The 21,544-nt window shown below is 46.4% G+C and carries 16 protein-coding genes; 6 read left to right on the top strand and 10 right to left on the bottom strand.

Annotated elements, in window-relative coordinates:
- Window positions 1–47: 47 nt before the first annotated feature.
- Together M1B78_RS11265 and M1B78_RS11270 are read left to right on the top strand one after the other, a co-directional pair.
- On the top strand, window positions 48–962 hold the full coding sequence (locus M1B78_RS11265; protein ID WP_257940700.1) for a DUF2156 domain-containing protein: 915 nt from the start codon (window positions 48–50) through the stop codon (window positions 960–962).
- Window positions 963–997: 35 nt separating this feature from the next.
- Window positions 998–2,014: a GNAT family N-acetyltransferase gene (locus M1B78_RS11270; RefSeq protein WP_257940701.1), complete on the top strand. Its 1,017-nt coding sequence runs from the start codon at window positions 998–1,000 to the stop codon at window positions 2,012–2,014.
- A gap of 2 nt (window positions 2,015–2,016) precedes the next feature.
- On the opposite strand, the gene M1B78_RS11275 is transcribed toward M1B78_RS11270, so the two are convergent.
- The 4 genes from M1B78_RS11275 to folP form a co-directional block, all read right to left on the bottom strand.
- Entirely contained in the window at window positions 2,017–3,336 is a 1,320-nt protein-coding gene (locus M1B78_RS11275; RefSeq protein WP_257940702.1) for a TldD/PmbA family protein, read from the bottom strand.
- Window positions 3,337–3,424: 88 nt separating this feature from the next.
- Window positions 3,425–4,963, bottom strand: a complete 1,539-nt coding sequence (locus M1B78_RS11280) for a TldD/PmbA family protein (protein WP_136008933.1) — start codon at window positions 4,961–4,963, stop codon at window positions 3,425–3,427.
- A gap of 83 nt (window positions 4,964–5,046) precedes the next feature.
- Window positions 5,047–5,811, bottom strand: a complete 765-nt coding sequence (gene cdaA, locus M1B78_RS11285; RefSeq protein WP_136008932.1) for a diadenylate cyclase CdaA — start codon at window positions 5,809–5,811, stop codon at window positions 5,047–5,049.
- An 18-nt stretch (window positions 5,812–5,829) separates the two neighbouring features.
- Complete coding sequence (gene folP / locus M1B78_RS11290) at window positions 5,830–6,681, bottom strand: dihydropteroate synthase (RefSeq protein ID WP_176468535.1); 852 nt, start codon at window positions 6,679–6,681, stop codon at window positions 5,830–5,832.
- Between the two features lie 173 nt (window positions 6,682–6,854).
- Between folP and M1B78_RS11295 the strand changes: the two genes are divergently transcribed.
- Window positions 6,855–8,153, top strand: coding sequence for a UDP-N-acetylmuramoyl-tripeptide--D-alanyl-D-alanine ligase (locus tag M1B78_RS11295; protein ID WP_257940703.1), 1,299 nt, complete (start codon window positions 6,855–6,857; stop codon window positions 8,151–8,153).
- Window positions 8,154–8,155: 2 nt separating this feature from the next.
- Here M1B78_RS11295 and M1B78_RS11300 read toward each other — a convergent pair whose 3' ends face one another.
- Window positions 8,156–8,539, bottom strand: a complete 384-nt coding sequence (locus tag M1B78_RS11300) for a VanZ family protein (RefSeq protein ID WP_257940704.1) — start codon at window positions 8,537–8,539, stop codon at window positions 8,156–8,158.
- 103 nt (window positions 8,540–8,642) lie between these two features.
- Here M1B78_RS11300 and M1B78_RS11305 point away from each other — a divergent pair, with 103 nt between their 5' ends.
- The gene (locus tag M1B78_RS11305; protein WP_257940705.1) at window positions 8,643–10,010 is read left to right on the top strand and encodes a sodium-dependent transporter; all 1,368 of its coding nucleotides are present in this window, start codon (window positions 8,643–8,645) and stop codon (window positions 10,008–10,010) included.
- A 6-nt stretch (window positions 10,011–10,016) separates the two neighbouring features.
- The gene (locus M1B78_RS11310) at window positions 10,017–10,967 is read left to right on the top strand and encodes a ComEA family DNA-binding protein (RefSeq protein WP_257940706.1); all 951 of its coding nucleotides are present in this window, start codon (window positions 10,017–10,019) and stop codon (window positions 10,965–10,967) included.
- 262 nt (window positions 10,968–11,229) lie between these two features.
- Here the strand turns inward: M1B78_RS11310 and M1B78_RS11315 are convergent, their stop codons facing one another.
- The 3 genes from M1B78_RS11315 to M1B78_RS11325 form a co-directional block, all read right to left on the bottom strand.
- Complete coding sequence (locus tag M1B78_RS11315; protein ID WP_257940707.1) at window positions 11,230–11,889, bottom strand: ABC transporter ATP-binding protein; 660 nt, start codon at window positions 11,887–11,889, stop codon at window positions 11,230–11,232.
- A 64-nt stretch (window positions 11,890–11,953) separates the two neighbouring features.
- The gene (locus M1B78_RS11320; protein WP_257940708.1) at window positions 11,954–12,664 is read right to left on the bottom strand and encodes a tRNA threonylcarbamoyladenosine dehydratase; all 711 of its coding nucleotides are present in this window, start codon (window positions 12,662–12,664) and stop codon (window positions 11,954–11,956) included.
- A 1-nt stretch (window position 12,665) separates the two neighbouring features.
- On the bottom strand, window positions 12,666–14,795 hold the full coding sequence (locus tag M1B78_RS11325; protein ID WP_257940709.1) for a cation:proton antiporter: 2,130 nt from the start codon (window positions 14,793–14,795) through the stop codon (window positions 12,666–12,668).
- 154 nt (window positions 14,796–14,949) lie between these two features.
- Between M1B78_RS11325 and M1B78_RS11330 the strand changes: the two genes are divergently transcribed.
- A complete protein-coding gene (locus M1B78_RS11330; RefSeq protein WP_136008923.1) occupies window positions 14,950–15,957 on the top strand; it encodes an aspartate-semialdehyde dehydrogenase in 1,008 nt (335 codons plus the stop codon).
- Window positions 15,958–16,034: 77 nt separating this feature from the next.
- On the opposite strand, the gene M1B78_RS11335 is transcribed toward M1B78_RS11330, so the two are convergent.
- Complete coding sequence (locus M1B78_RS11335) at window positions 16,035–17,933, bottom strand: RagB/SusD family nutrient uptake outer membrane protein (RefSeq protein WP_257940710.1); 1,899 nt, start codon at window positions 17,931–17,933, stop codon at window positions 16,035–16,037.
- 19 nt (window positions 17,934–17,952) lie between these two features.
- Window positions 17,953–21,294 (bottom strand): SusC/RagA family TonB-linked outer membrane protein, encoded by a 3,342-nt coding sequence (locus M1B78_RS11340; protein ID WP_136008921.1) that lies wholly within the window; start codon window positions 21,292–21,294, stop codon window positions 17,953–17,955.
- Between the last annotated feature and the right edge of the window lie 250 nt (window positions 21,295–21,544).

A 21,544-nucleotide genomic window follows, 5' to 3' on the forward strand; every position in this document is an offset into this window, starting at 1 on the left:
ATCTTCTTATTTTTGTTATTATAATCATAACCAACTAAAAATAACGCATGATTGCATTTAAAGATATCGAATTACAAGACAAAGAACTTATCACTTCCTATACACAGAACAGTCCGCGAAGGAATTGCGACCTCTCATTCTCCAACCTATGCAGCTGGCGCTTTCTATACAATACAAAGTTTGCCATCATAGAAGGCTTCCTCTTACTGAAATTCTGGGCAAACGGCAAACCGGTGTACATGATGCCGATAGGCAACGGGAATTTGAAAAAAGTACTAGATGCACTGGTTGAAGACGCACACCGGGAAGGGGAACCTTTCTGCCTGCTGGGGATATGCTCGAGCATGTGCTCGGAACTGGAAGCCTTCATGCCCGGAAAATTCCAATTCACAGCAGATCGGGACTATGCCGACTACCTATATCTGCGTACAGATCTCGCCACGCTTGCCGGAAAGAAATTCCAGTCCAAACGAAATCATGTCAACAAATTCAAGCGCACCTATAACTACGAATATACCCCCATCACTCCCGACCGCATCCAAGAATGTATGGACTTGGAAACCGAATGGTGCAAGGCCAACAACTGCGACCAGCATGAAGGAACGGGCAACGAACGTCGCGCACTGGTCTACGCCCTCCACAATTTTGAGGAACTGGGACTGACCGGAGGCATCCTGCATGTAGACGGCAAGATTGCCGCCTTCACTTTCGGAATGCCCATCAACCAAGATACTTTTGGGATACATGTGGAAAAGGCCGATACCAGCATAGACGGAGCGTACGCAATGATTAACTATGAATTTGCCAACCATATCTCTGAACAGTATGTCTACCTCAACCGTGAAGAGGATTTGGGTATTGAAGGATTGCGCAAGGCCAAACTTTCGTACCAGCCTGCCATTATTCTGGAAAAATACGTGGCATGCTTGAGAGATGAACCGGTAGAAGCAATCAAGTGGTGAAAGTAAGAGGTAGGGATTAAAAAGACAAGGGGTTGATGATACAAGAAAAGGTAAAGAATTTATGGAAGCTCTGTTTCAATGATAGCGAGGAGTTTACTGAAATGTATTTTCAACTCCGCTACAACAATGATGTCAATATTGCCATCCAGAGCGGTGAAGAAGTGATTGCCGCCCTACAGATGTTGCCTTATCCTATGACGTTCGAAGGAGAAGATATTCATACAGCCTATATATCAGGCGCCTGCACACATCCTGATTACCGTAATCGGGGCGTAATGCAAGAGCTGTTATCGCAAGCCTTTGCACGGATGTTGCACAATAATGCCTCCTTGTCTACCCTGATACCGGCAGAACCGTGGCTGTTCGACTACTATGCCCGGAGCGGTTATGCCCCCGTATTCCGTTATACCGAAGAGACATTCATCGCTTCCGACACACCGGCAGCCGACACGGGCTTCACCCTGGAAATGTCTGCCGAATATACTGAAAAAAAATATGAATATTTCAATCGGAAATTACGGGAGTGCCCTTGCTGCATCCAGCATACGGAGGAGGATTTCCGGGTTATCATTGCCGATTTGCAACTGGAGAAGGGCTCCGTTTGCACTTTGAACAAAGGAGAGGAAATCACAGCTTTGGCCATTACCTATCCTATAAGGAAAGACTACTGGCGCATTGGAGAAATCGTGTCAGATACTCCTGCAACAAAAACCTTACTGCTTCAACTTATCTGCCAAAGCCTGAATCTCCCGTCCGTCCGGGTTCTCACTCCTCCCGCTACCGATGAAAGCCAACTTTTGGGCATGGCACGCATCATCAATGCCAAAACCATGTTGCAAATCCATGCCGCAGCCCATCCGGAACTGAAACTCAACATTCATCTTACCGATGAACAGGTCAGTGCCAATAACGGCTACTACTACCTGAACAATGGTAAATGTATGAATAGTGCCAAGCGTCTGCCGGGCAGCCACTTGGCACTTACAATCGGCGAACTCACCGAAAAGATATTTACAACATCAAGCCCATATATGAGCCTGATGCTGAACTAGCATTACAATCCGCTGAAGTTAACCCCATCGAATACCAGCGAAGGAATCTGCCATGAGCGGTTCGGCTGCGGGTCATTACCCACGGCTGCCAGAGAATTCCACAACGTAATCATATTACCCGTCACATTCATCTCGTTGACGGGCTGTGTCAGCTGTCCGTTTTCAATTAAGAAACCCTCTATACCGTAAGAGAAATCTCCGGTGCTGCTGTTGCTGTTTCCTCCATTGAAACCGGTAACCAAGATTCCTTGCTGCACATCGGCCACCAACCCCTTCAGGTCTTTGTCGCCCGGTGTCAGAATCAGGCGCGAAGGCGAACTGATGGTAGGAGCCACACCCATTTTTTTGGCATTGTAAGTATCAATGAAATAAGTTTTCAATACTCCTCCGTCAAAGATAGCACGCGGCTGTGTGGCCACCCCTTCGTTGTCAAAATAGCGTGAACCGTTTGCACCGATAGCATGCGGCTCGTCACGCAACGTGAAGAGACTGGAAGCCACTTTCGCATCCAGCTTATCCATCAGGAAGGAGTTTTTTTGCTGCAGAGCACTACCGTACAATGCACTTAGCATCGGGCTGAGCAGATTTCCCACATTCATAGGATCAACCACCATTGCATATTTACCCGACTTTGCTTTCTTCTGTCCCAACTTGCGCAATACGCGTTCCAATGCCTTGGCACCGATTCCCGTTTTGGTCAGTTTATCATAGAACAAGGATGAACCATACCAATAATCCTGCGGACGCGCCTCTCCTTCTCCCTTTATGGAAACGCTGGCCGACACAGAGAACCAAGTGCTTTTCGATTCTCCTTCAAAGCCATTGCTTATCAAGCGGTAAGAAGAACTTTCACCGTCGCTGTAGGAAGAATCTACCGAAATAACACGTTCGTCTTTGCCCATCACTTCTCCGGCCGCAACCTTGGCCAGTTCCACTTTGTCATCGGGGTTGAGATTGTAGAGCGTCTTGTCAAAAAGTTGCAAATCGGGTTTTCCCCCTTTATAGTAACGCGCCGGATCGGCCAAGATGCGCGACTCATCCACTGCCAGATAACGGGTAGAATCGATACCGTTCTTAATCAGTGTTTCCAATTCTTTTTTGTTCAAGCGATTGGTAGAGAACGAGCCGAAACGTCCGTCCACATAAAGATTCAGTCCCAATCCGTTTTCCGTAGCCTGCTGCAAACGGTCCATCTTGCCGTCACGCAGCTCGAAAGAAGAATTAGAGTTCGTATACAGCACCAGTTTGGCTGCTTGGCAGCCGTTCTTCAAGGCATACTCCATAGCCCATTGTGCCAATTTTTTATTGTCGTCTGTAATCATATCCTTAATTGATAGTGATAGTTGACAGTTGATAGTTGACAATGAAAGAAACATTATCAATCATCAGCTATCAATTCTCCATTAATATTTAACTTTCACCTCCCACAGTCAGTTTGCTGACCAGTGCCGACGGCATACCACAGGTAACGGGACAAGACTGACCATCTTTGCCACACGTCCATGTACCGTTGTCAATCTTATCATTGCTTGCCACCATCGTAATGTCTGCCAATGCCTTCGGACCGTTTCCGATGATGTTGATATCCTTGACAGGTTGCGTCAGTTTGCCGTCTTCAATCAAGTAACCCGATTTAACGAAGAAGGTAAAGTCTCCGGCACCGATTTGTACCTGGCCGTTAGTGAACTGGTCGCAATAGATACCATTCTTCACGGTGGAGATAATGTCTTCCTCTTTCACGTTGCCTGCTTCCATGTAAGTGGCACGCATACGAGGAATAGGAGTATTGCGGAAAGTATCGCGACGTCCGTTTCCGGTAGGAGCCACACCATAGTGCTTGGCACTAATACGGTCATGCAGGTAACTGGTCAGTATTCCCTCTTTCACGATATAGGTCTTTTGTCCTTCCACTCCTTCATCATCAAAGTTTACAGAGCCGCGATTGAAGGCGATGGTACCGTCGTCCACCACATTGATATGTTCGTTGCAAATCTTCTTTCCAAGGAGGTCGCAGAAGATGGAAGTACGTTTCCGGTTGAAATCGGCTTCAAAAGCATGTCCTATGGCTTCGTGCAACAAGATACCCGAACCGCCTGCCCCCATCACGACAGGCATTTCGCCACCTTTGGGTTTCACAGCCTTGAACAAGATAGCAGTCTTATCCACCGCCTCACGTGCAAGAATATCCACGATGTCGTCCGTCAGGAATTCAAATCCCTTACGGTAAGAACGAGCAGCATAACCGTTCTCCATCTTTCCATTTTCTTCCATGATACAGACAGCCGCAAAAGAGACCATCGGGCGATAATCATAGTAGCTCACACCCTCGGAATTGCAGAAAAGCACGTGCGAGGTAGTATCTGAAAGTGATGCCTGCACCTTGCGCACCCGATTATCCAAAGAGAAAATCTTTTCGTTCAGTTTTTCCAGATAGGGGATTTTAGTCTTGATACTTACGTCCTCCCAAGGTTCGGCGACAGCATAGCGGCTTTTGGCAATTGTCTTTTCCGTCAGCCCCACCGGCTTGCCTGCCTTGCCCGAAGAAGCAATACGGGCTGCAGTCCGGGCAGCACGCAACATTTCTTCCAAAGTTACTCCCTCTACATAAGCATAGCCTGTCTGGTCGCCCGCCAATACGCGCACGCCCATACCGAAGTCTATGTTAGAACCGCATCTGTTTACTTTGCCGTCCATCAGAACCACACTGTTGTTGAATGTGTGTTCAAAATAAAGGTCGGCATAATTACCGCCTTTTTCCAGAGCGGCAACCATCACTTTCTTCAAGTCAGCCTCTGTTACGCCAAAATGAGCCATTGCCGAAGCTACGGCAGACTGATTATCTGCTCCTCCTAAAGCTCCGCGTACTGACGCAGGCATAGCCAACGAGGGTACCGCCAGCGAACCTAACATCGCCAGACTTCCCGTCCGTAAGAAATTTCGTCTATCCATCCTTTTCAGTTATTAGTTATAAGATATTTTTTTGTTTTATATCATATGTTATATGACGTAAAAGCAGAAGATTTTGTCACACCTCAGCTTTCCTTTGTTAACAAACTTTCCAATTCCTCAGCATTCAGGCGCAGATAGAATTGCCCTTTGTAAGCCACTGAAATACCTCCGGTTTCCTCCGACACAATGATGGCATGAGCATCAGACACCTGGGAGATTCCCATGGCGGCACGATGCCTCAACCCCAATTCCTTGGGAATGTCCAAATTATGGGAAACGGGCAGGATACATCCCGCCGCCTTGATACGTTTCTTACTGATAACCATCGCTCCATCGTGCAACGGACTGTTCTTAAAGAAAATATTCTCAATCAAGCGCTGGTTTATATCAGCATTGATAATTTCTCCCGTACGCACCACATCATCCAAAGGCAGATTATGCTCAACAACAATCAAGGCACCAACCTTCTGTTTTCCCATACTGATACATGCCATTACCACCGGCATAATATCGTCATGCTCCAACTTCTCTTTCTTATTGCCAGTGAAGAAGCGCACCAGCGCACTGGCATGCTGATGCGAACCGAGTGTCAGCAGGAAGCGCCGTATCTCGTCCTGAAACAAAATGATAAGCGCCAACACGCCCACACTGACCAGCTTGTCGAAGATGGAGCCAAGCAATTTCATCTCCAACACTTGTGACACCACCAGCCATATCAGGATAAACACCAAGATACCCGTAAACACATTTATAGAGCCGGAGGCTTTCATCAGCTTATACGTATAATATAGCAAGAAAGCCACTAACAGAATATCTATAAAATCTTTTATTCCAAATTCAAAAAACACAGCGAATTGAGTTATAAGTTATGAATTATTTTGCATGGCTTGCACAATCCGTACGGTTTCCACGGCTTCTTTCACGTCGTGTACGCGAAGGATGTCAGCACCTTTCAGCAGACAGATGGTATCGAGCACCGTGGTACCATTCAGCGCCTCCTGAGGAGTAATGTCCAACAAGCGGTATATCATCGATTTACGTGAAACACCTACCAGCAAGGGCAACTCAAAAATGCGGAACTCTTCCAGATGGGACAGCAATTCATAATTATGTTCCATTGTCTTTCCAAAGCCGAAACCGGGGTCCAGAATGATGTCTTTCACACCTAAGTCACGTAATTGCTGCACCTTGCGTGCAAAATACAGGAAAACCTCTTCCAGAAGATTGTCGTAATGAGGATGCTGTTGCATACTTTGCGGAGTACCTTGCATGTGCATCATAATATAAGGTACGTTCAACGCCGCAACGGTATGGAACATATCCGCATCCATCTCACCGGCCGCAATATCATTGATGATGGCAACACCATACTCCTCCACACACATTCTTGCCACATCCGCCCTGAAAGTGTCTACCGACACCACAGCATCCGGCTGTATCTCAAAAAGTATTTTCAAGCCCATACGCAACCGTTCCATCTCCTCCCGAGCAGAGACATTGTCGGCATTGGGACGGGAGGAGTAAGCACCTATGTCAATAATGGCCGCTCCCTCCGAAACTATTTGTTTTACCCGACGTGCAATTTCCACCTCTGTCTGTGTACGGCTACCGGCATAAAAGGAATCAGGAGTAACGTTCAGTACGCCCATGACACGAGACTTGGAGAGGTCTAGCAACGAACCGTTGACATTTATATATTTGGTAGTTGGAATTTCCATAGGCTCTCTATTCTATATAGTACCTGCAAATGTAAACAAAAAAGTGGTTTCAAAATACATAAACTCATAAAACTGATAAGTTTTTTGCTTGTGTCCAAGAAGAGAGAAGATTAAAACTATATCTTTGCACAATGGTTCACTACAAATTACCAGATTGATTTAATTATAAAGTCATGGATATAACAGCTATACATCAAATATTCCTAGCATGCGCCAGTGTCACTACTGACAGCCGTAACTGCCCCCAAGGCTCTTTATTCATTGCGCTGAAAGGCGAGTCGTTCAACGGAAATGCCTTTGCCTCCCGGGCGCTGGAAAGCGGAAGCGCTTATGCCATAGTGGACGAAGAAGCCTATGCCCCCGAAGGCGATACACGATACATCGTGGTGGAAAACAGCTTGAAAACCTTGCAACAACTTGCCAATTACCACCGTCGGCAAATGCGTACCCCTATCATCGGCATTACGGGTACAAACGGAAAGACTACTACCAAGGAGCTGATGTCCACCGTACTTTCGCAAACTCACAACGTGCTCTATACCTTGGGAAATTTGAACAATCACATCGGTGTTCCCCTCACTTTGCTCCGCCTGCGCCCTGAACACGACCTTGCCGTGGTGGAAATGGGTGCCAGCCACCCGGGAGACATCAAGGAGCTGGTAGAGATAGCCGAACCTGACTACGGAATAATTACCAACGTAGGAAAAGCACATCTGGAAGGATTCGGCTCTTTTGAAGGGGTCATCAAGACCAAAGGAGAGATGTACGACTATCTGCGGATGCGGAAAGAAGCTACCATCTTCATCCATAACGACAATCCCTGCTTAAAAAAGATAGCCTACGGACTCCGTCAGATTGCCTACGGCAATGAGGACGGGCTGTACATCAACGGACACGTCACCAGCAATTCTCCTTACCTCACCTTCGAGTGGAAAACGGGCAATGAAAGCAAATATCACGAAGTACAGACTCGGCTTATCGGTGAATATAACTTCCCCAATGCTCTGGCGGCTGTCACCATCGGACATTTTTTTGGTGTGGAACCGGAGAAAATAGATAAAGCACTGGCTGGATATACCCCGCAAAACAACCGTTCACAACTGAAAAAAACAGCGGACAACACTCTGATTATCGATGCCTATAATGCCAATCCCACCAGCATGATGGCTTCCATCAGTAACTTCCGGAACATGCAGGCCGAAAACAAAATGCTGATATTAGGAGATATGCGGGAGTTGGGCAAAGACAGTGCCGACGAGCACCAGAAGATTACAGACTATCTGGAAGAATGCGGATTCAAGAACGTAGCTCTTGTAGGGGAATTGTTTGCCGCCACACGCCACTCTTATCAGAGTTATCCCGATGTAACCGCACTCATCGCAGAGCTGCAAAGAGAGAAACCTTGTGGGAAAACAATTCTGATAAAAGGATCGAACGGAATCAAGCTAAGTTCCGTAGTTGAATATTTATAATCCTATTTCATCCTCGGCCTTAAAATGAAATAGCCGACCATTGATGCAAGCACCGCTCCCATGGTATTGGCCGCAAAATCCAGCCAGTCTCCGCCACGGTATGTCGTGCAGTATTCTTGCAGCAACTCCACCATTCCGCTGAACAAAACGGGACAGACAAACGCCCCTGCCCATGCATGCCATAAAGGGGTGTTGTCTCTCCGGTGAGCGCGAAGAAACTCCAGCCACAGCATTCCCGACATGCCGAAATACATACAGATATGCACCACCTTGTCTATATTGGGAATCTTGCTTATTTCTGTAGAAGGCGGTTTAAAGAATGAAAGATAAATCACCGTCAGAATAATAAAAAGCGACACCGGATATTTCTTAATATAATATAGCATATACCAAATTATCAACGAACTGTGCGCAAAAGTACAGAACATTTTCTATATTTGCATGTTTTAGGTGGTATTAATAACGAATTGAAAGAAAAATCTACGTTTTATGACAAAAAGTGACAGAGCTAACTTCGGAAGCAAATTAGGCGTCATACTTGCCTCGGCAGGCTCCGCAGTAGGTTTAGGTAACATCTGGCGTTTCCCGTTTGAGACCGGGAATCACGGAGGTGCGGCATTTATCCTTGTATACCTGGTTTGTGTGCTCATTCTCGGCATCCCCATCATGATTGCAGAATTCCTCATCGGCAGGCACTCGCGTGCCAATACGGCAAGGGCTTATCAGAAATTAGCACCCGGCACGCATTGGCGCTGGGTAGGACGTATGGGCGTACTGGCCGGATTCCTTATTCTGGGATATTACTCCGTTGTGGCAGGATGGACGCTTGAGTTTATCGGCGAAGCGGCTACCAACAGTTTTGCCGGGAAGTCGGCAGCCGATTTCATCTCATCCTTCAACAGCTTTGTCAGCAACCCCTGGCGTCCGGTCATCTGGCTGGTGCTATTCCTGCTGGCCACCCATCTCATCATTGTCAAAGGAGTGGAAAAAGGTATTGAAAAATCAGCCAAAATCATGATGCCGATGCTGTTTGTCCTATTGATAATCCTTGCCATCTGCTCCATATCCCTGCCCGGTGCAGGAGCAGGCATTGAATTCCTGCTGAAACCGGACTTCAGCAAAGTGGACGGCAATGTGTTCCTTGGAGCTATGGGGCAGGCATTTTTCTCCCTAAGTCTTGGGATGGGATGTCTCTGTACGTATGCTTCCTATTTCCGTAACGATACAAACTTGTCCAAAACGGCACTCAACGTGGCCGCTATCGACACCATGGTAGCCATCCTAGCAGGATTCATCATCTTCCCTGCCGCCTTCTCTGTGGGTATCCAACCGGATGCAGGTCCCAGTCTATTGTTCATCACCCTACCCAATGTCTTTCAGCAAGCATTCGGCAATATTCCCTGGCTGGCAGTCCTGCTATCTCTGATGTTCTATATCCTACTGGCATTGGCAGCACTTACTTCCACCATTTCCCTGCACGAAGTGGTAACCGCCTATCTGCATGAAGAATTCAAGCTTTCACGCAGCAAGGCAGCCAGATACGTAACAGCCGGCTGCATTTTCTTGGGAGTTTTCTGCTCACTGTCTCTCGGCATCGGCAAGAGCTATACCGTATTCGGGCTAAACCTGTTCGATTTGTTCGACTTTGTAACAGCCAAGCTAATGTTGCCGTTAGGCGGTTTCTTCATTTCCATTTTCATAGGATGGCATCTGGACAAAAAAATCGTATGGGAAGAAGTCAGCAACAACGGAACTCTGAAAGTATCCGTCTACAAGCTGCTGATATTCATTCTGAGATACATCGCCCCAACAGGAATTGCACTGATTTTTATCAATGAACTGGGTTTTCTAAAATAAGCTATCATGCAGAATCCTTTTAAAGAATTCCTTTATTTCTCCCGAGGAGAAAGACGCGGAATACTGGTTTTGATTACCGGCATCATTCTCGTCTTTCTCTCCGGGTATATTTATATATACCAAAGAGAAAACCGCCCCCTCTCCGATGAAGCAATCCGGCGGCAGGCCACTGCCATGGCAGAATACGAATCGTTCATCGCATCCATACAAGAAAAGGAACAAAAATGGGACAACAGATTTAATTCTTCTCTCCTAAAGCACCCTCCAACTGTCTCCCTGGCCCGTTTTAATCCCAATACCGCCGACTCCGTCACTTTTTGTCGACAGGGACTGCCCGGATGGATGGTGCGAAACATACTCCGCTACCGTAGCAAAGGGGGGAAGTTCCGTAAGGCGGAAGATTTCCGGAAAATATATGGAATGACAGAAAAACAATATCAGACGCTCCTGCCCTATATCCACATCACTCCGGAAGACACAGAAACAAGAACCGCCCGGTTGTACAGCTCTCCTGCAAGCAATGACAGCGCTGCCACTTCCCGAATTGCACCGGAAAAATATCCGGCCGGAACCCTTGTCGACTTGAACCGCGCCGACACCACAGAGCTGAAGAAAATACCAGGCATCGGTAGCAGCATTGCCCGTCTAATCATCAGTTACCGACAACGCCTGGGAGGATTCTACGACATCACGCAACTACAAGAAATCCATTTGGACACCAGCCAATTGCAGTCTTGGTTTTCCATCGACACCCGGGCCATCCGCCTCATCAACCTGAACCGTAGTAGCCTAGAGAGGCTACGCAACCATCCTTACATCAACTTCTACCAAGCAAAGGCCATTGTAGAATACCGAAAGAAGAAAGGCAACCTTCATAGTCTGAAACCTTTTGCACTTTACGAGGAATTCTCCGATACCGATTTGGAGAAAATCAGTCACTACGTTTGCTTTGAATAACAGCATCATGCAACATTCTTCAATGTCTGATGTAACCTTTTCACCACTCATTTCGTTTAACAAGCAGAAACGCCTTGAAAGCAGGAAGGTCTACTGCAATAAGGATTAGAACCATCATATCAATATGAAGAAATGAGAGCTCCCGCATATTCCTGGTAAACTTTCCCTGCTACTTCTCGTTCGGCCGCAGTTTCAAGACAGCACAGCGAAAGGTGAACAACAGTGACAATGACTCGGGAGTAATGGGCACGGGGAAATAGGCTCAGACCATTTTATTGATTTCCCCGTCAATCAGATGTATCGTCCGGTCGGTGAGCTGCGCCAGTCCTTCATCATGGGTTACGACAACAAACGTTTGTCCGAAACGGTTACGTAAATCAAAAAAGAGCTGGTGCAGTTCTTCCTTATTATGGGTATCCAAGCTGCCGGAAGGTTCATCTGCCAGCACCACTGCCGGATGATTGATGAGAGCACGGGCCACCGCCACACGCTGCTTCTCACCTCCCGACAACTCATTCGGCTTGTGGGAGGCCCGTTCGGCAAGCCCCATGAATTCAAGAATTTCCGTGGCCGCCTCCTTGGCTTCCTGCTGTCCTCTTCCGGCAATGAAGGCTGGTATCATTACATTCTCCAAAGCCGTAAACTCCGGCAGCAGTTGATGGAACTGGAACACAAAGCCGATATGGCGGTTGCGGAATGCGGAAAGTTCCTTCTCCCTCATACGGTTGACTTGTGTACCGTCAATAACCACCGAACCGCCATCCGGCATATCCAACGTACCCATGATTTGCAGCAAGGTAGTTTTACCCGCTCCACTGGGGCCTACAATGCTGACAATCTCCCCTTTCTCTATCTCCAGGTCAATACCCCGCAACACTTGCAGGTTACCGAAACTCTTCGTTATATTCTCTAAATGAATCACTAGGCTATTTACAATTTGACAATTTACTATTTACTATTTGATAGTTTTCTTTCAAGTGCTATTACTATAGTCTTTTAATTACATATTCGGCCAAATAGCAGCCAAAAACTGCGGGCATGTAGCTCACTGTTCCACAGGTGGACTTCTTGTTCATCTCATCATCCGTCAGCAACACCGCCTTCAAATCCGCTTGCTCCGTACTGAAAACGACAGGAAGCTTACGCTTTATACCCATTTTTTGCAGACGCTTACGCACAGCCTTACTCAATCCACAATGATAGGTATCCCATATATCGGCAAAGCGCACTTGCGTAATGTCACTCTTTGCTCCCGCCCCCATGCTGGACACAATCTTGATATGCCGCCTCATGGTTTCCGCTATCAAATGGCATTTTGGAGCAAGCGTATCAATGGCATCCACCACAAAGTCATAAGCCGCTGCATCCAGCAGTTCCGGTATGTTCTCATCTTTCAGGAATACGGGAAACACTTTCAATTCCAGAGCCGGATTAATGTCCCTGAAACGTGATGCCAATATCTCTGCCTTCTTCTGCCCCAAGGTAGAATGCAGAGCCGGCAACTGACGGTTTATGTTCGTAGGCTGCACGGTATCAGCATCGACAATCGTCATCCGCCCCACTCCGGCACGGCATATCATCTCGGCCGCATAAGCACCTACACCACCCAGTCCTACGACAAGTACATGCGCTTTACGTAGCCGTTCCATCTTTTCATCTCCCAGCAGGAGTTGCGTTCGTTGTTTCCAATCTTCCATTTCAGCTTTTTTTAAACCACTTATAAAACCATTTGCCGACCTTCTCGTAATGTTGCGACTCATTGTTGCCACGCGGATTTGAGAAGGATACCGCATCCTGCGGTTCACCTAGTTGATCCGGATACAATACAATCAGACTATTATTTGCAAAATATTTACTGATTTGTGCCGGCAACTTCTCGAAGGAGCTGTCATAGGAGATGGAGCCCCGACGGGCACTGATAATCACTAACAGATGGTCAAAATTCACTTGCCCGGTCAATATCAGCAAGTCCCCCCAATCGTCCAGGCGGGAAAAGTCTGTCAATGTCTGTCCATATTTGGCTTTCACCAGCCCTTGAAGATGGGCGGTAGTCTCTTCATTGGCATAAAAATGCACCCGGCAACTCAAAGTACTCCCCAACCGGCAAAAATGTTCCACCCATTTCAGGAATCCCGCCTCATACTCGGCTTTCGGAGGTACCGCCACAATCACCCGCCTGATTGTGTTAATGGGCATCAGGAACTTGGAAACCATCACCTCGCGATGCAAGCCTTTCAGCAGATTCTCCGTCAGCATACCGAAGAAGGAGTCCACGATATTGACTTTACGGTGCAGACCTATAATGACATCGGTCGCTGCATATTCTTTTGCCGCATGGATAATTCCGGAAGCGATATTCAAGTCATAACGTGTAATTTGCCTCAACGGTACATCTGCCGAGGCCGTTATCATGGCAGCCTTTTCCAGATAGCGTTTCCCGCGCAGTTCAGCACTTTCAGAACTGCTATCGTCGTTGATGACATTCAGTGCTAACAGATTATCCCGTTGCTTCGGGTCGCGTATCACCAAAGAAAGATTTATCAAGTCTTCAATCGTATCGGGGTTGGCTATCGGAATCAGAATCTTCTCCGGCTCCACGGAACGACTTGCTTCCAGATGGGCTTCCTCCATGGCAATCTTCCGTGCGGCACGTTCCGTAATAAACGAACTGACGATGCAAGTTACAAGAATCAGCAGAACGGTACCGTTTAATACATCATCATTCAGCAAGCGTTCCCCACCAGGCAGAATGATGTTGTATCCCACCAACACAGCCGCCAGCGTTGCCGCTGCCTGTGCATTGCTCAATCCGTACATCAACTCCCGTTCAATCCCTTCCATCTTATATATTTTCTGCGTCAGCCAGCAGGCAATCCATTTACCAGCCAATGCCACCACAATCATTACAGCCGCTACTTTCAGAGCATCGCCATGACCGAAAATCACATGCACATCAATCAGCATACCCACACCTATCAGGAAATAGGGAATAAACAAGGCGTTGCCCACAAACTCCAGATGGTTCATCAGCGGAGAGACATGCGGAATCAGCCGGTTCAATACCAAACCTGCCAGGAAAGCACCCAGGATACCCTCCATCCCCACAAACTCCATCAATCCGGCTCCGAGAAAAACCATGGCAAGCACGAATATGAACTGCATTACGTTGTCATCGTACCTCCGAAAGAACCAACGACCTATGCGTGGAAACAGATATACAATCAAAATACCCAGGAAGATAACCTTTATGACAAGCCATACCCAGAAGAAGCCGTCCGACTCTCCCTTGAACATACCACCCACAACGGCCAGAACCAGCAAAGTGAGTGTATCCGTAACCGCCGTTCCTCCCACCGCAATGCTCACACTACGATGCCGCGACACACCGTAACGAATCACGATGGGATAGGCCACCAGCGTATGCGACGCATACATACTTGCCAGCAGGACAGAGGTCAGCACCCCGTACTTCAACAAAGCTATATTCGTTACCAAACCTATGCCTATGGGCACAATAAAAGCCAAGAGCCCCAAAACAAGAGCTTTGCCCCGGTTCTGTTTGAAGTCTCCCATATTCATTTCCAGACCGGCAAGGAACATGATGTAATACAAGCCTACTTTGCCGAAAAGTTCAAAACTGCTGTCACGCACCAAAATATTGAAACCATGCTCCCCGATGACAAGCCCCGCCAGTATCATTCCGATAATGTGCGGAATACGAAGCTTATTCAACAATATGGGAGCAAACAATATAATGAGGAGTACAAGGAGGAATATCCATGTAGGGTCGGTGATGGGAAGTTTCAAGCTGAAGTCAAACCAGTTCATAGGCTGTAAGTTTTAGGTTTTGCATGCAAAATAACGAAAAACTTTTCACTTTATGCGGTGTTATACAGCATTTTGTTATAAATTTGCGACCAATTCTATCTTTTTAGAGATAGTATTTCACTTTTTTATAAACTTAATTTAAAACAAAAGAAAAATGAAAGTAGCTATTGTTGGAGCAAGCGGAGCCGTGGGACAAGAGTTCCTGCGAGTGCTCGATGAAAGAAATTTCCCGTTGGACGAGTTAGTATTGTTCGGTTCTAAACGCAGTGCCGGAACCAAATATACCTTCCGCGGTAAACAGATCGAGGTGAAACTCTTGCAACACAATGATGACTTCAAAGGGGTTGATATCGCTTTCACTTCCGCAGGCGCAGGCACCTCCAAAGAGTTTGCCGAAACCATTACCAAGTACGGAGCAGTGATGATTGACAATTCCAGCGCTTATCGTATGGATGCCGATGTGCCTTTGGTAGTACCCGAAGTAAATGCTGCTGACGCCAAAGACCGTCCGCGCGGCATCATCGCCAACCCTAACTGTACTACTATCCAAATGGTAGTGGCACTGAAAGCCATCGAACAGCTTTCCCATATAAAGACCGTGCATGTTTCTACCTATCAGGCTGCCAGTGGTGCCGGCGCTGCTGCCATGGACGAGTTGTACGAGCAATACCGCCAGGTATTGGCAGGCGAACCCGTAACCGTTGAGAAATTCGCTTACCAGCTGGCATTCAACCTCATTCCGCAAATCGACGTATTCACCGAAAACGGCTATACCAAAGAGGAAATGAAGATGTACAACGAGACACGCAAGATTATGCACTCTGACGTAAAAGTCAGTGCTACTTGTGTACGTGTTCCCGCTCTCCGCTCTCACTCCGAAAGCATCTGGGTAGAAACCGAGCGTCCCATCTCCATCGAAGAAGCCCGCGAAGCATTTGCCAACGGCGAAGGCTTGATTCTGATGGACAATCCGGCAGAAAAGGAATACCCCATGCCGTTGTTCCTCGCCGGCAAAGACCCGGTTTACGTAGGTCGTATCCGTAAGGACCTCAGCAACGAAAACGGATTGACGTTCTGGATTGTAGGTGACCAAATCAAAAAAGGCGCTGCACTGAATGCGGTGCAGATTGCAGAATACTTGATTAAGGAAAAGGCACTGTAAGAGAACGATGAATAAAAAATAAGGGATGTCCTCGTTTTGTGAGGACATCCCTTATTTTTATAATCTACTTCATAATATTACCAACCTGGGTTCTGAGTCAACACCTGACCTTTATTCTCATAAATAGTCAACTGTGCGGCCGGTATGGCACGCAAATAGTAGCGTTCCGAATTCAATTCACCAGCCTTGAATATACGAAGTTCCTTTTCACGAAGATAATAAATATACCCTTTTTCAGTTTCTACATTACCGGGATTCTCCGGGTCGAACAGATAGAGCACTCTCTTGCCGGAATCATCTTTTGAAGATATTTCCGGATAATCGGCCATATTGACATAAGCACCCAGGAAAGACATGGTAGGATAACCATTTGCATCTTCTGAGTTTAAGTATTCAAACTTGGCCCAACGACGGAGGTCCTCACCACGACGGCCTTCCATAATCAACTCAATACGACGCTCACGACGGATTTCCCACAAAACCGGATTGACATCAGGGTCACGGGCAGGATCATTGATAACAACTCCATTCACACTCAAGTTACCGCCATTCAGTTGAACTTTCGGCATTGTCTTGGCTTCAGTATCTCCCCACTTCGTCAGCTGACGGTCACGGAGTTCATTGATAGATTTGTCAAGGTCGCTCTGCGAGAAACCGTTACCCCCCACTTGAGCAATCTCATAACGTGCTTCTACATAGTTCAGCAACACTTCCGCATAGCGGATACACGGAGCATCAGCCGGACTTAATCTACCGGTACAGTAATCCAGACCAGCCACCCACCACTCGTCGTTCAGGAACTTTTTGGTAGGATATCCCGTTGGTGATGTACCTTCGGTATAATTTGTACCCATGGCGCTCATGATACGGAGACTATCGGCAATAGTTTGATACAAACGCGGGTCACGATCTTGAAATGACTTCTGAATACTCGGATCTTCCTTACCTTGATACAGCGGAGACTGACCTATCGGCAAACCGTCACTGCAAAGATAAGTGTTGATTACATCTTGCGTAACACCACCCTGAGTCTGATCTTCCGGGCCATTGTAGGACATCAAAGCATTACACTGCAAACCGCTTGTATATTCACGATACCAGATAACTTCCGGATTGTTAGCCAAATCGTCCGTAGTAAACAAAGCATTATAGGTATTGCCTATTGAATAGATACCAGAGTTCATCACTACCTCCGCACCATTAATGGCTCCTTGCAGTAAATTCTTAATATCACCATCCGCCACTTTCTCTGAAGTAGGACCTACAGTAGTACCGTGATACTTCAGCCATGTGGCATGATACAGCATTTCGCGTGACATATACGCACCAACCACATATTTGTTGACTTGGCGCTTCGTATCATCCGTACGTACATTATCCAATGCATACTGAAAATCCTCTTGTATCTTCTGCGCTACATACAAATAAGAATCACGGTCTTTATAAAGGGCCGGGTCTGCCGGGTCTGTCACCTTATCGTAGTAAGGAACACCGCCATAATACTTTGCCAGCGTACTATAGGCCATTGCACGGAAATAGCGTGCAATACCTTCCCAGTGTCTCTTGGCTTCGTCCGAAATATTCATTCCGGGAATCTTCTCAAGCATGACATTGGCTTTATAAATAACACTATAATTGCCCGACCAAGTTCCTGTCTGGCTATTCCAGTCCGTAGTGGCAGAAGTGGAGAAATAAATATATCCTGAACCGTTTGTATTTGCATTATTCAGATTGATAAAATCATCCGTATAGTCATCTCCAGAGAAATAACCGGCAAAAACAGTATAGTCGGTACCATATCCTGTAAAGTAGGAAGAATAGAAGTCTTGCGCATAAGTACGCAACGAAGTTTCAGTCTGCCAATAAGTGTCATTGGTCTGCTTGTCCTGCGGGTCTTTATTCAAAAAATCGTCGCAACCGCAGAGCGAGCCCATTGCCAACGCACAAACGATGTATAATAAATTTTTCTTTTTCATAACTGCAATTACTATTAGATTATAAACTAAGCTGAATACCGAACGACACTGTCTTCTGGTATGGATAGCTACGGCCAAAGTTACGCTGGTCACTCTTACCACTGGCCGTACGTATTCCTATTTCCGGATCGATAGCAGGTTTTACACCGTCGATGGTGAAAAGGTTTTCACCAGTGAAATAAACACGCAAACCTTGCACTTTGAATTTACTCAACCAAACCTTAGGAAGAGAATATCCTACAGTAAACGTCTTCAGACGCAGATAAGCCATATTCAGCAAATAGCGGTCATTCACGCTATAGTTACCCGAAGCAGACTGCTTGTAATCCATCGGACGGGGATAGAAAGCATCCGTGTTTTCGGGAGTCCAATAATCCTCAGCACCTTTGTAGAAGGGTTCACCGGTAGTAAAGCCCGGCAATACCTGGTTACCTGCCGCCCAAAGTTTTCTTTTGGCTACCCCCTGGAAGAACATGCTTATATCAAAGCCTTTCCAAGCAGCATCCAAATTCAAACCAAACTGTAAACGCGGCAGGGCGTTACCTATAACACTAAGGTCACCCCTGTCATTTGTATTGGTCTGTTTTACGATTTCACCGTTGTTGTCGAGGTCTTTATAAAGCACATCACCGGGAGCAAATTGATAACCGGCAGGGAATACTTTAGTCTGGTCGGGCAAACCGGCTTTCAAAGAACCGTCAGCATTAAAGTCATCTTCCGTCAAGAAACGGTCGAACTGCAAGCCCCAGATATCTCCCAAAACCATACCTTCTTTATAAGCACTCTTATCCCACCAGCCGGTAGCTCCATAAGAAGGAATCTTTGTATTATACGTCCACTTGGTTACTTCAGTCTTGTCATCGGCAACAGAAGCCGTCACGCCAAAGTGCAGACCATTCTTGAAGGTATGGCGATAGTCAATGGCAAGTTCCCATCCTTTGGTCTGGATAGTACCCATATTTTCATATGGAGCGTCAGCACCCAATGTGGCAGGCAGGTTGGCAGTAGTCAAAATATCACTGGTAGTACGGTTATACCAATCAAACGTTACTCCCAACGCATCATTGAAGAAACGGGCATCCAAGCCAAGGTCAAGTGTAGTAACCTTCTCCCAAGTAAGGGTTGAAGACACAATAGTCGGTTTTTGTGTTGACTGTACTTTCTTTCCATCGATAATCCAACTGTCAACAGAAGTGGACAGAGTGGAGATATAACGGTCGGTACCTACATCCTGGTTACCAATCATACCCCAAGAGCCGCGAATCTTCAACGTACTCAGATAAGGCTTCAGTGACTGCATGAACGGTTCTTCAGAAATACGGTAACCGGCAGACATGGATGGGAAGAAACCGAAACGATTCCCAGAGGGGAAACGGGAGGAACCGTCATAACGGCCGTTCAGTTCCAACATATATCGGTCTTTATAAGAATAATTAAGACGTCCGAAGAAGCCTGCTACAGACCACCAAGTATGCGAGGAGCTTGTAGTCTGGTCACCTGTAGCCAGATTCAATTCCGGTTTTGCGGGGTCGAGCAGACCTTTGCGTTGCGCCCAGTAATATTCATATTCGCTCTTTTCAAGGCTGGAACCTGCCATCGCCTTAAAATCATGATCTCCCCAGCGTTTGGCATAAGTTGCCACGAAGTTGGCTGTCAGATTCTCCGTGCGTCCGGTTTCCTGATATACATAATCATAAGTAGCAGCAGATAGATAACTGCCATAAGAATCACGTAATGCCTCAACAGACGGACGGGCAGTGAAGATTTCATAACCACTGGTCAAGCTCGGTGTACCATACTTCTTATAGCGATTTTCCACGCTGCTATAAGCAACATCTATATCCAGTGTTAAATCTTTGATAGGCTTGATAGTTGCACCACCTGTCAAACGCAGATACTCACGTTCTTTTGTGGTAATAGGAGCACTTTTCTGTTCGGTCAAGGCGTTACGGAACTCCTTGCCTTCAAAAGTACCGTAAGGCATCATCGGTTGCCAACGATACAGATAGTACATCGGGTCGTAAAGATCACTGTTATAGTTGAATGGCTTATCGTAGTCAGAACGGGTGAACATGACACCTGTACGGATAGACACATATTTGTTCAATTCAGAGTTCAAAGAGATATTGGCATTGTAACGCTTATAGTTGTCTGAATTGACTTTCATCATACCATCCTGGCTCAGATATCCCAAAGCGATATTGTAATTAGTCTTTCCATTGCCACCGTTGATAGAAAGGCTATGGTTCTGCTGCGGAGCCCAGTCCTTAATGTATTCATCATACCAGTCCCAAGTACGGATAAAGAACATACCGCCATCGCGGAACTCAAAGTCACGACCCAATTCCATCTCACGGCCAAACTGGTCACCATAGCCATATTTGTCCCAGTAATCCTTCATTTTCTGCACATGTGTAGCATCCACACGCATATTACCCACTACGTTATAAAATGCGGTAGACCCCTTAGTCTGATTGATTACACCTTGCAAGTTAATATCAGCCTGCTGCCATCCCGGAAGTTGTTCGGGTGTCTTGGTCGGCGTACGCCATGCAAAGTTATTGGTATATTTTACAGAGAGACGTTCATGTTTACTTCTTGATTTTGTGGTAATCAGCAATACGCCAAATGCACCACGGGCACCGTAAATAGAAGCAGAAGCAGCATCCTTCAATACAGATATACTTTCAATATCGTCCGGATTCACCATAGAAATATCCGTTACTTCCACATTATCTACCAGAATCAACGGTTTGGAGTCACCATTCGGAGAACCGATACTACCACGAATCTTGATAGTAGGCGCACCACCTATCTCACCGGAGTTGGTAGTAATGGTCAATCCCGGCACAGCCCCCTGCAAGGCACGGCCTATATCCGTGATAGGACGGCTATCGATTGTTTTGTTCACATCTACATTAGCCACCGCACCGGTCAGGTTCACCTTTTTCTGTGCACCATAACCTACTACGACAACTTCATCCAACAACTCCGTATCATCTTTCAAAACAACCTTCATTACCGAAGTTGCCTTGACTTCTTGAGTAGTATATCCCACAAATGATACTTGCAGAATAGCACCGGGCTTTACATTTAATTTGGAAACTCCATCCAAATCCGTGATACCACCATTGGTCGTACCTTTCTCAATGACATTGGCACCAATAACAGGTTCACCTTTTGTATCTACGACTGTGACAGTCACAGAGATAGATTGCATCTGTTCTTGTACTCCTTGCGAGTCGCCAGATGCAGTTTGTGTAGCCATCACGTTGCCACTGCCTAAAAACAGAGCACAGATTGCCACCGCCGTAAGGAACTTACCATTAGCAAGTCCTCGTCTTTTACGATCTTCATTCATAAGTGATTGATGATTTTGTTAATTAAACAAGTTTTTCAAAATTAGGGTAAGGGAATCATATGGTTCGGAATAGTGAGACTATTTCCAAAGGTTTCTTTAATCTCTCATAGGCATCTTCTTTATTTAAAGGTTCATAACTTTATATTATCTCTCTTCTTTTCTATTTATTTACCAAGTTCAAACGGAACTTAGTTATATATATGCAAGGCTAAAATCTTGTTAATTACTTAGCTCTATTGGTTGTTTTAAG

Source organism: Bacteroides muris (ex Fokt et al. 2023) (genome assembly GCF_024704895.1).
Classification (GTDB): Bacteria; Bacteroidota; Bacteroidia; order Bacteroidales; family Bacteroidaceae; genus Bacteroides; species Bacteroides muris.

What these genes read in the sequence shown, in the direction of transcription:
- M1B78_RS11330 (WP_136008923.1), top strand. Translation starts at nt 14,950, where the DNA reads ATGAAAGTAGCTATTGTTGGAGCAAGCGGAGCCGTGGGACAAGAGTTC.
- M1B78_RS11300 (WP_257940704.1), bottom strand. Translation starts at nt 8,539, where the DNA reads ATGCTATATTATATTAAGAAATATCCGGTGTCGCTTTTTATTATTCTG.
- M1B78_RS11265 (WP_257940700.1), top strand. Translation starts at nt 48, where the DNA reads ATGATTGCATTTAAAGATATCGAATTACAAGACAAAGAACTTATCACT.
- M1B78_RS11275 (WP_257940702.1), bottom strand. Translation starts at nt 3,336, where the DNA reads ATGATTACAGACGACAATAAAAAATTGGCACAATGGGCTATGGAGTAT.
- M1B78_RS11320 (WP_257940708.1), bottom strand. Translation starts at nt 12,664, where the DNA reads ATGGAAGATTGGAAACAACGAACGCAACTCCTGCTGGGAGATGAAAAG.
- M1B78_RS11280 (WP_136008933.1), bottom strand. Translation starts at nt 4,963, where the DNA reads ATGGATAGACGAAATTTCTTACGGACGGGAAGTCTGGCGATGTTAGGT.
- M1B78_RS11335 (WP_257940710.1), bottom strand. Translation starts at nt 17,933, where the DNA reads ATGAAAAAGAAAAATTTATTATACATCGTTTGTGCGTTGGCAATGGGC.
- M1B78_RS11340 (WP_136008921.1), bottom strand. Translation starts at nt 21,294, where the DNA reads ATGAATGAAGATCGTAAAAGACGAGGACTTGCTAATGGTAAGTTCCTT.
- M1B78_RS11310 (WP_257940706.1), top strand. Translation starts at nt 10,017, where the DNA reads ATGCAGAATCCTTTTAAAGAATTCCTTTATTTCTCCCGAGGAGAAAGA.
- M1B78_RS11295 (WP_257940703.1), top strand. Translation starts at nt 6,855, where the DNA reads ATGGATATAACAGCTATACATCAAATATTCCTAGCATGCGCCAGTGTC.
- folP (WP_176468535.1), bottom strand. Translation starts at nt 6,681, where the DNA reads ATGGAAATTCCAACTACCAAATATATAAATGTCAACGGTTCGTTGCTA.
- M1B78_RS11270 (WP_257940701.1), top strand. Translation starts at nt 998, where the DNA reads ATGATACAAGAAAAGGTAAAGAATTTATGGAAGCTCTGTTTCAATGAT.
- M1B78_RS11325 (WP_257940709.1), bottom strand. Translation starts at nt 14,795, where the DNA reads ATGAACTGGTTTGACTTCAGCTTGAAACTTCCCATCACCGACCCTACA.
- M1B78_RS11305 (WP_257940705.1), top strand. Translation starts at nt 8,643, where the DNA reads ATGACAAAAAGTGACAGAGCTAACTTCGGAAGCAAATTAGGCGTCATA.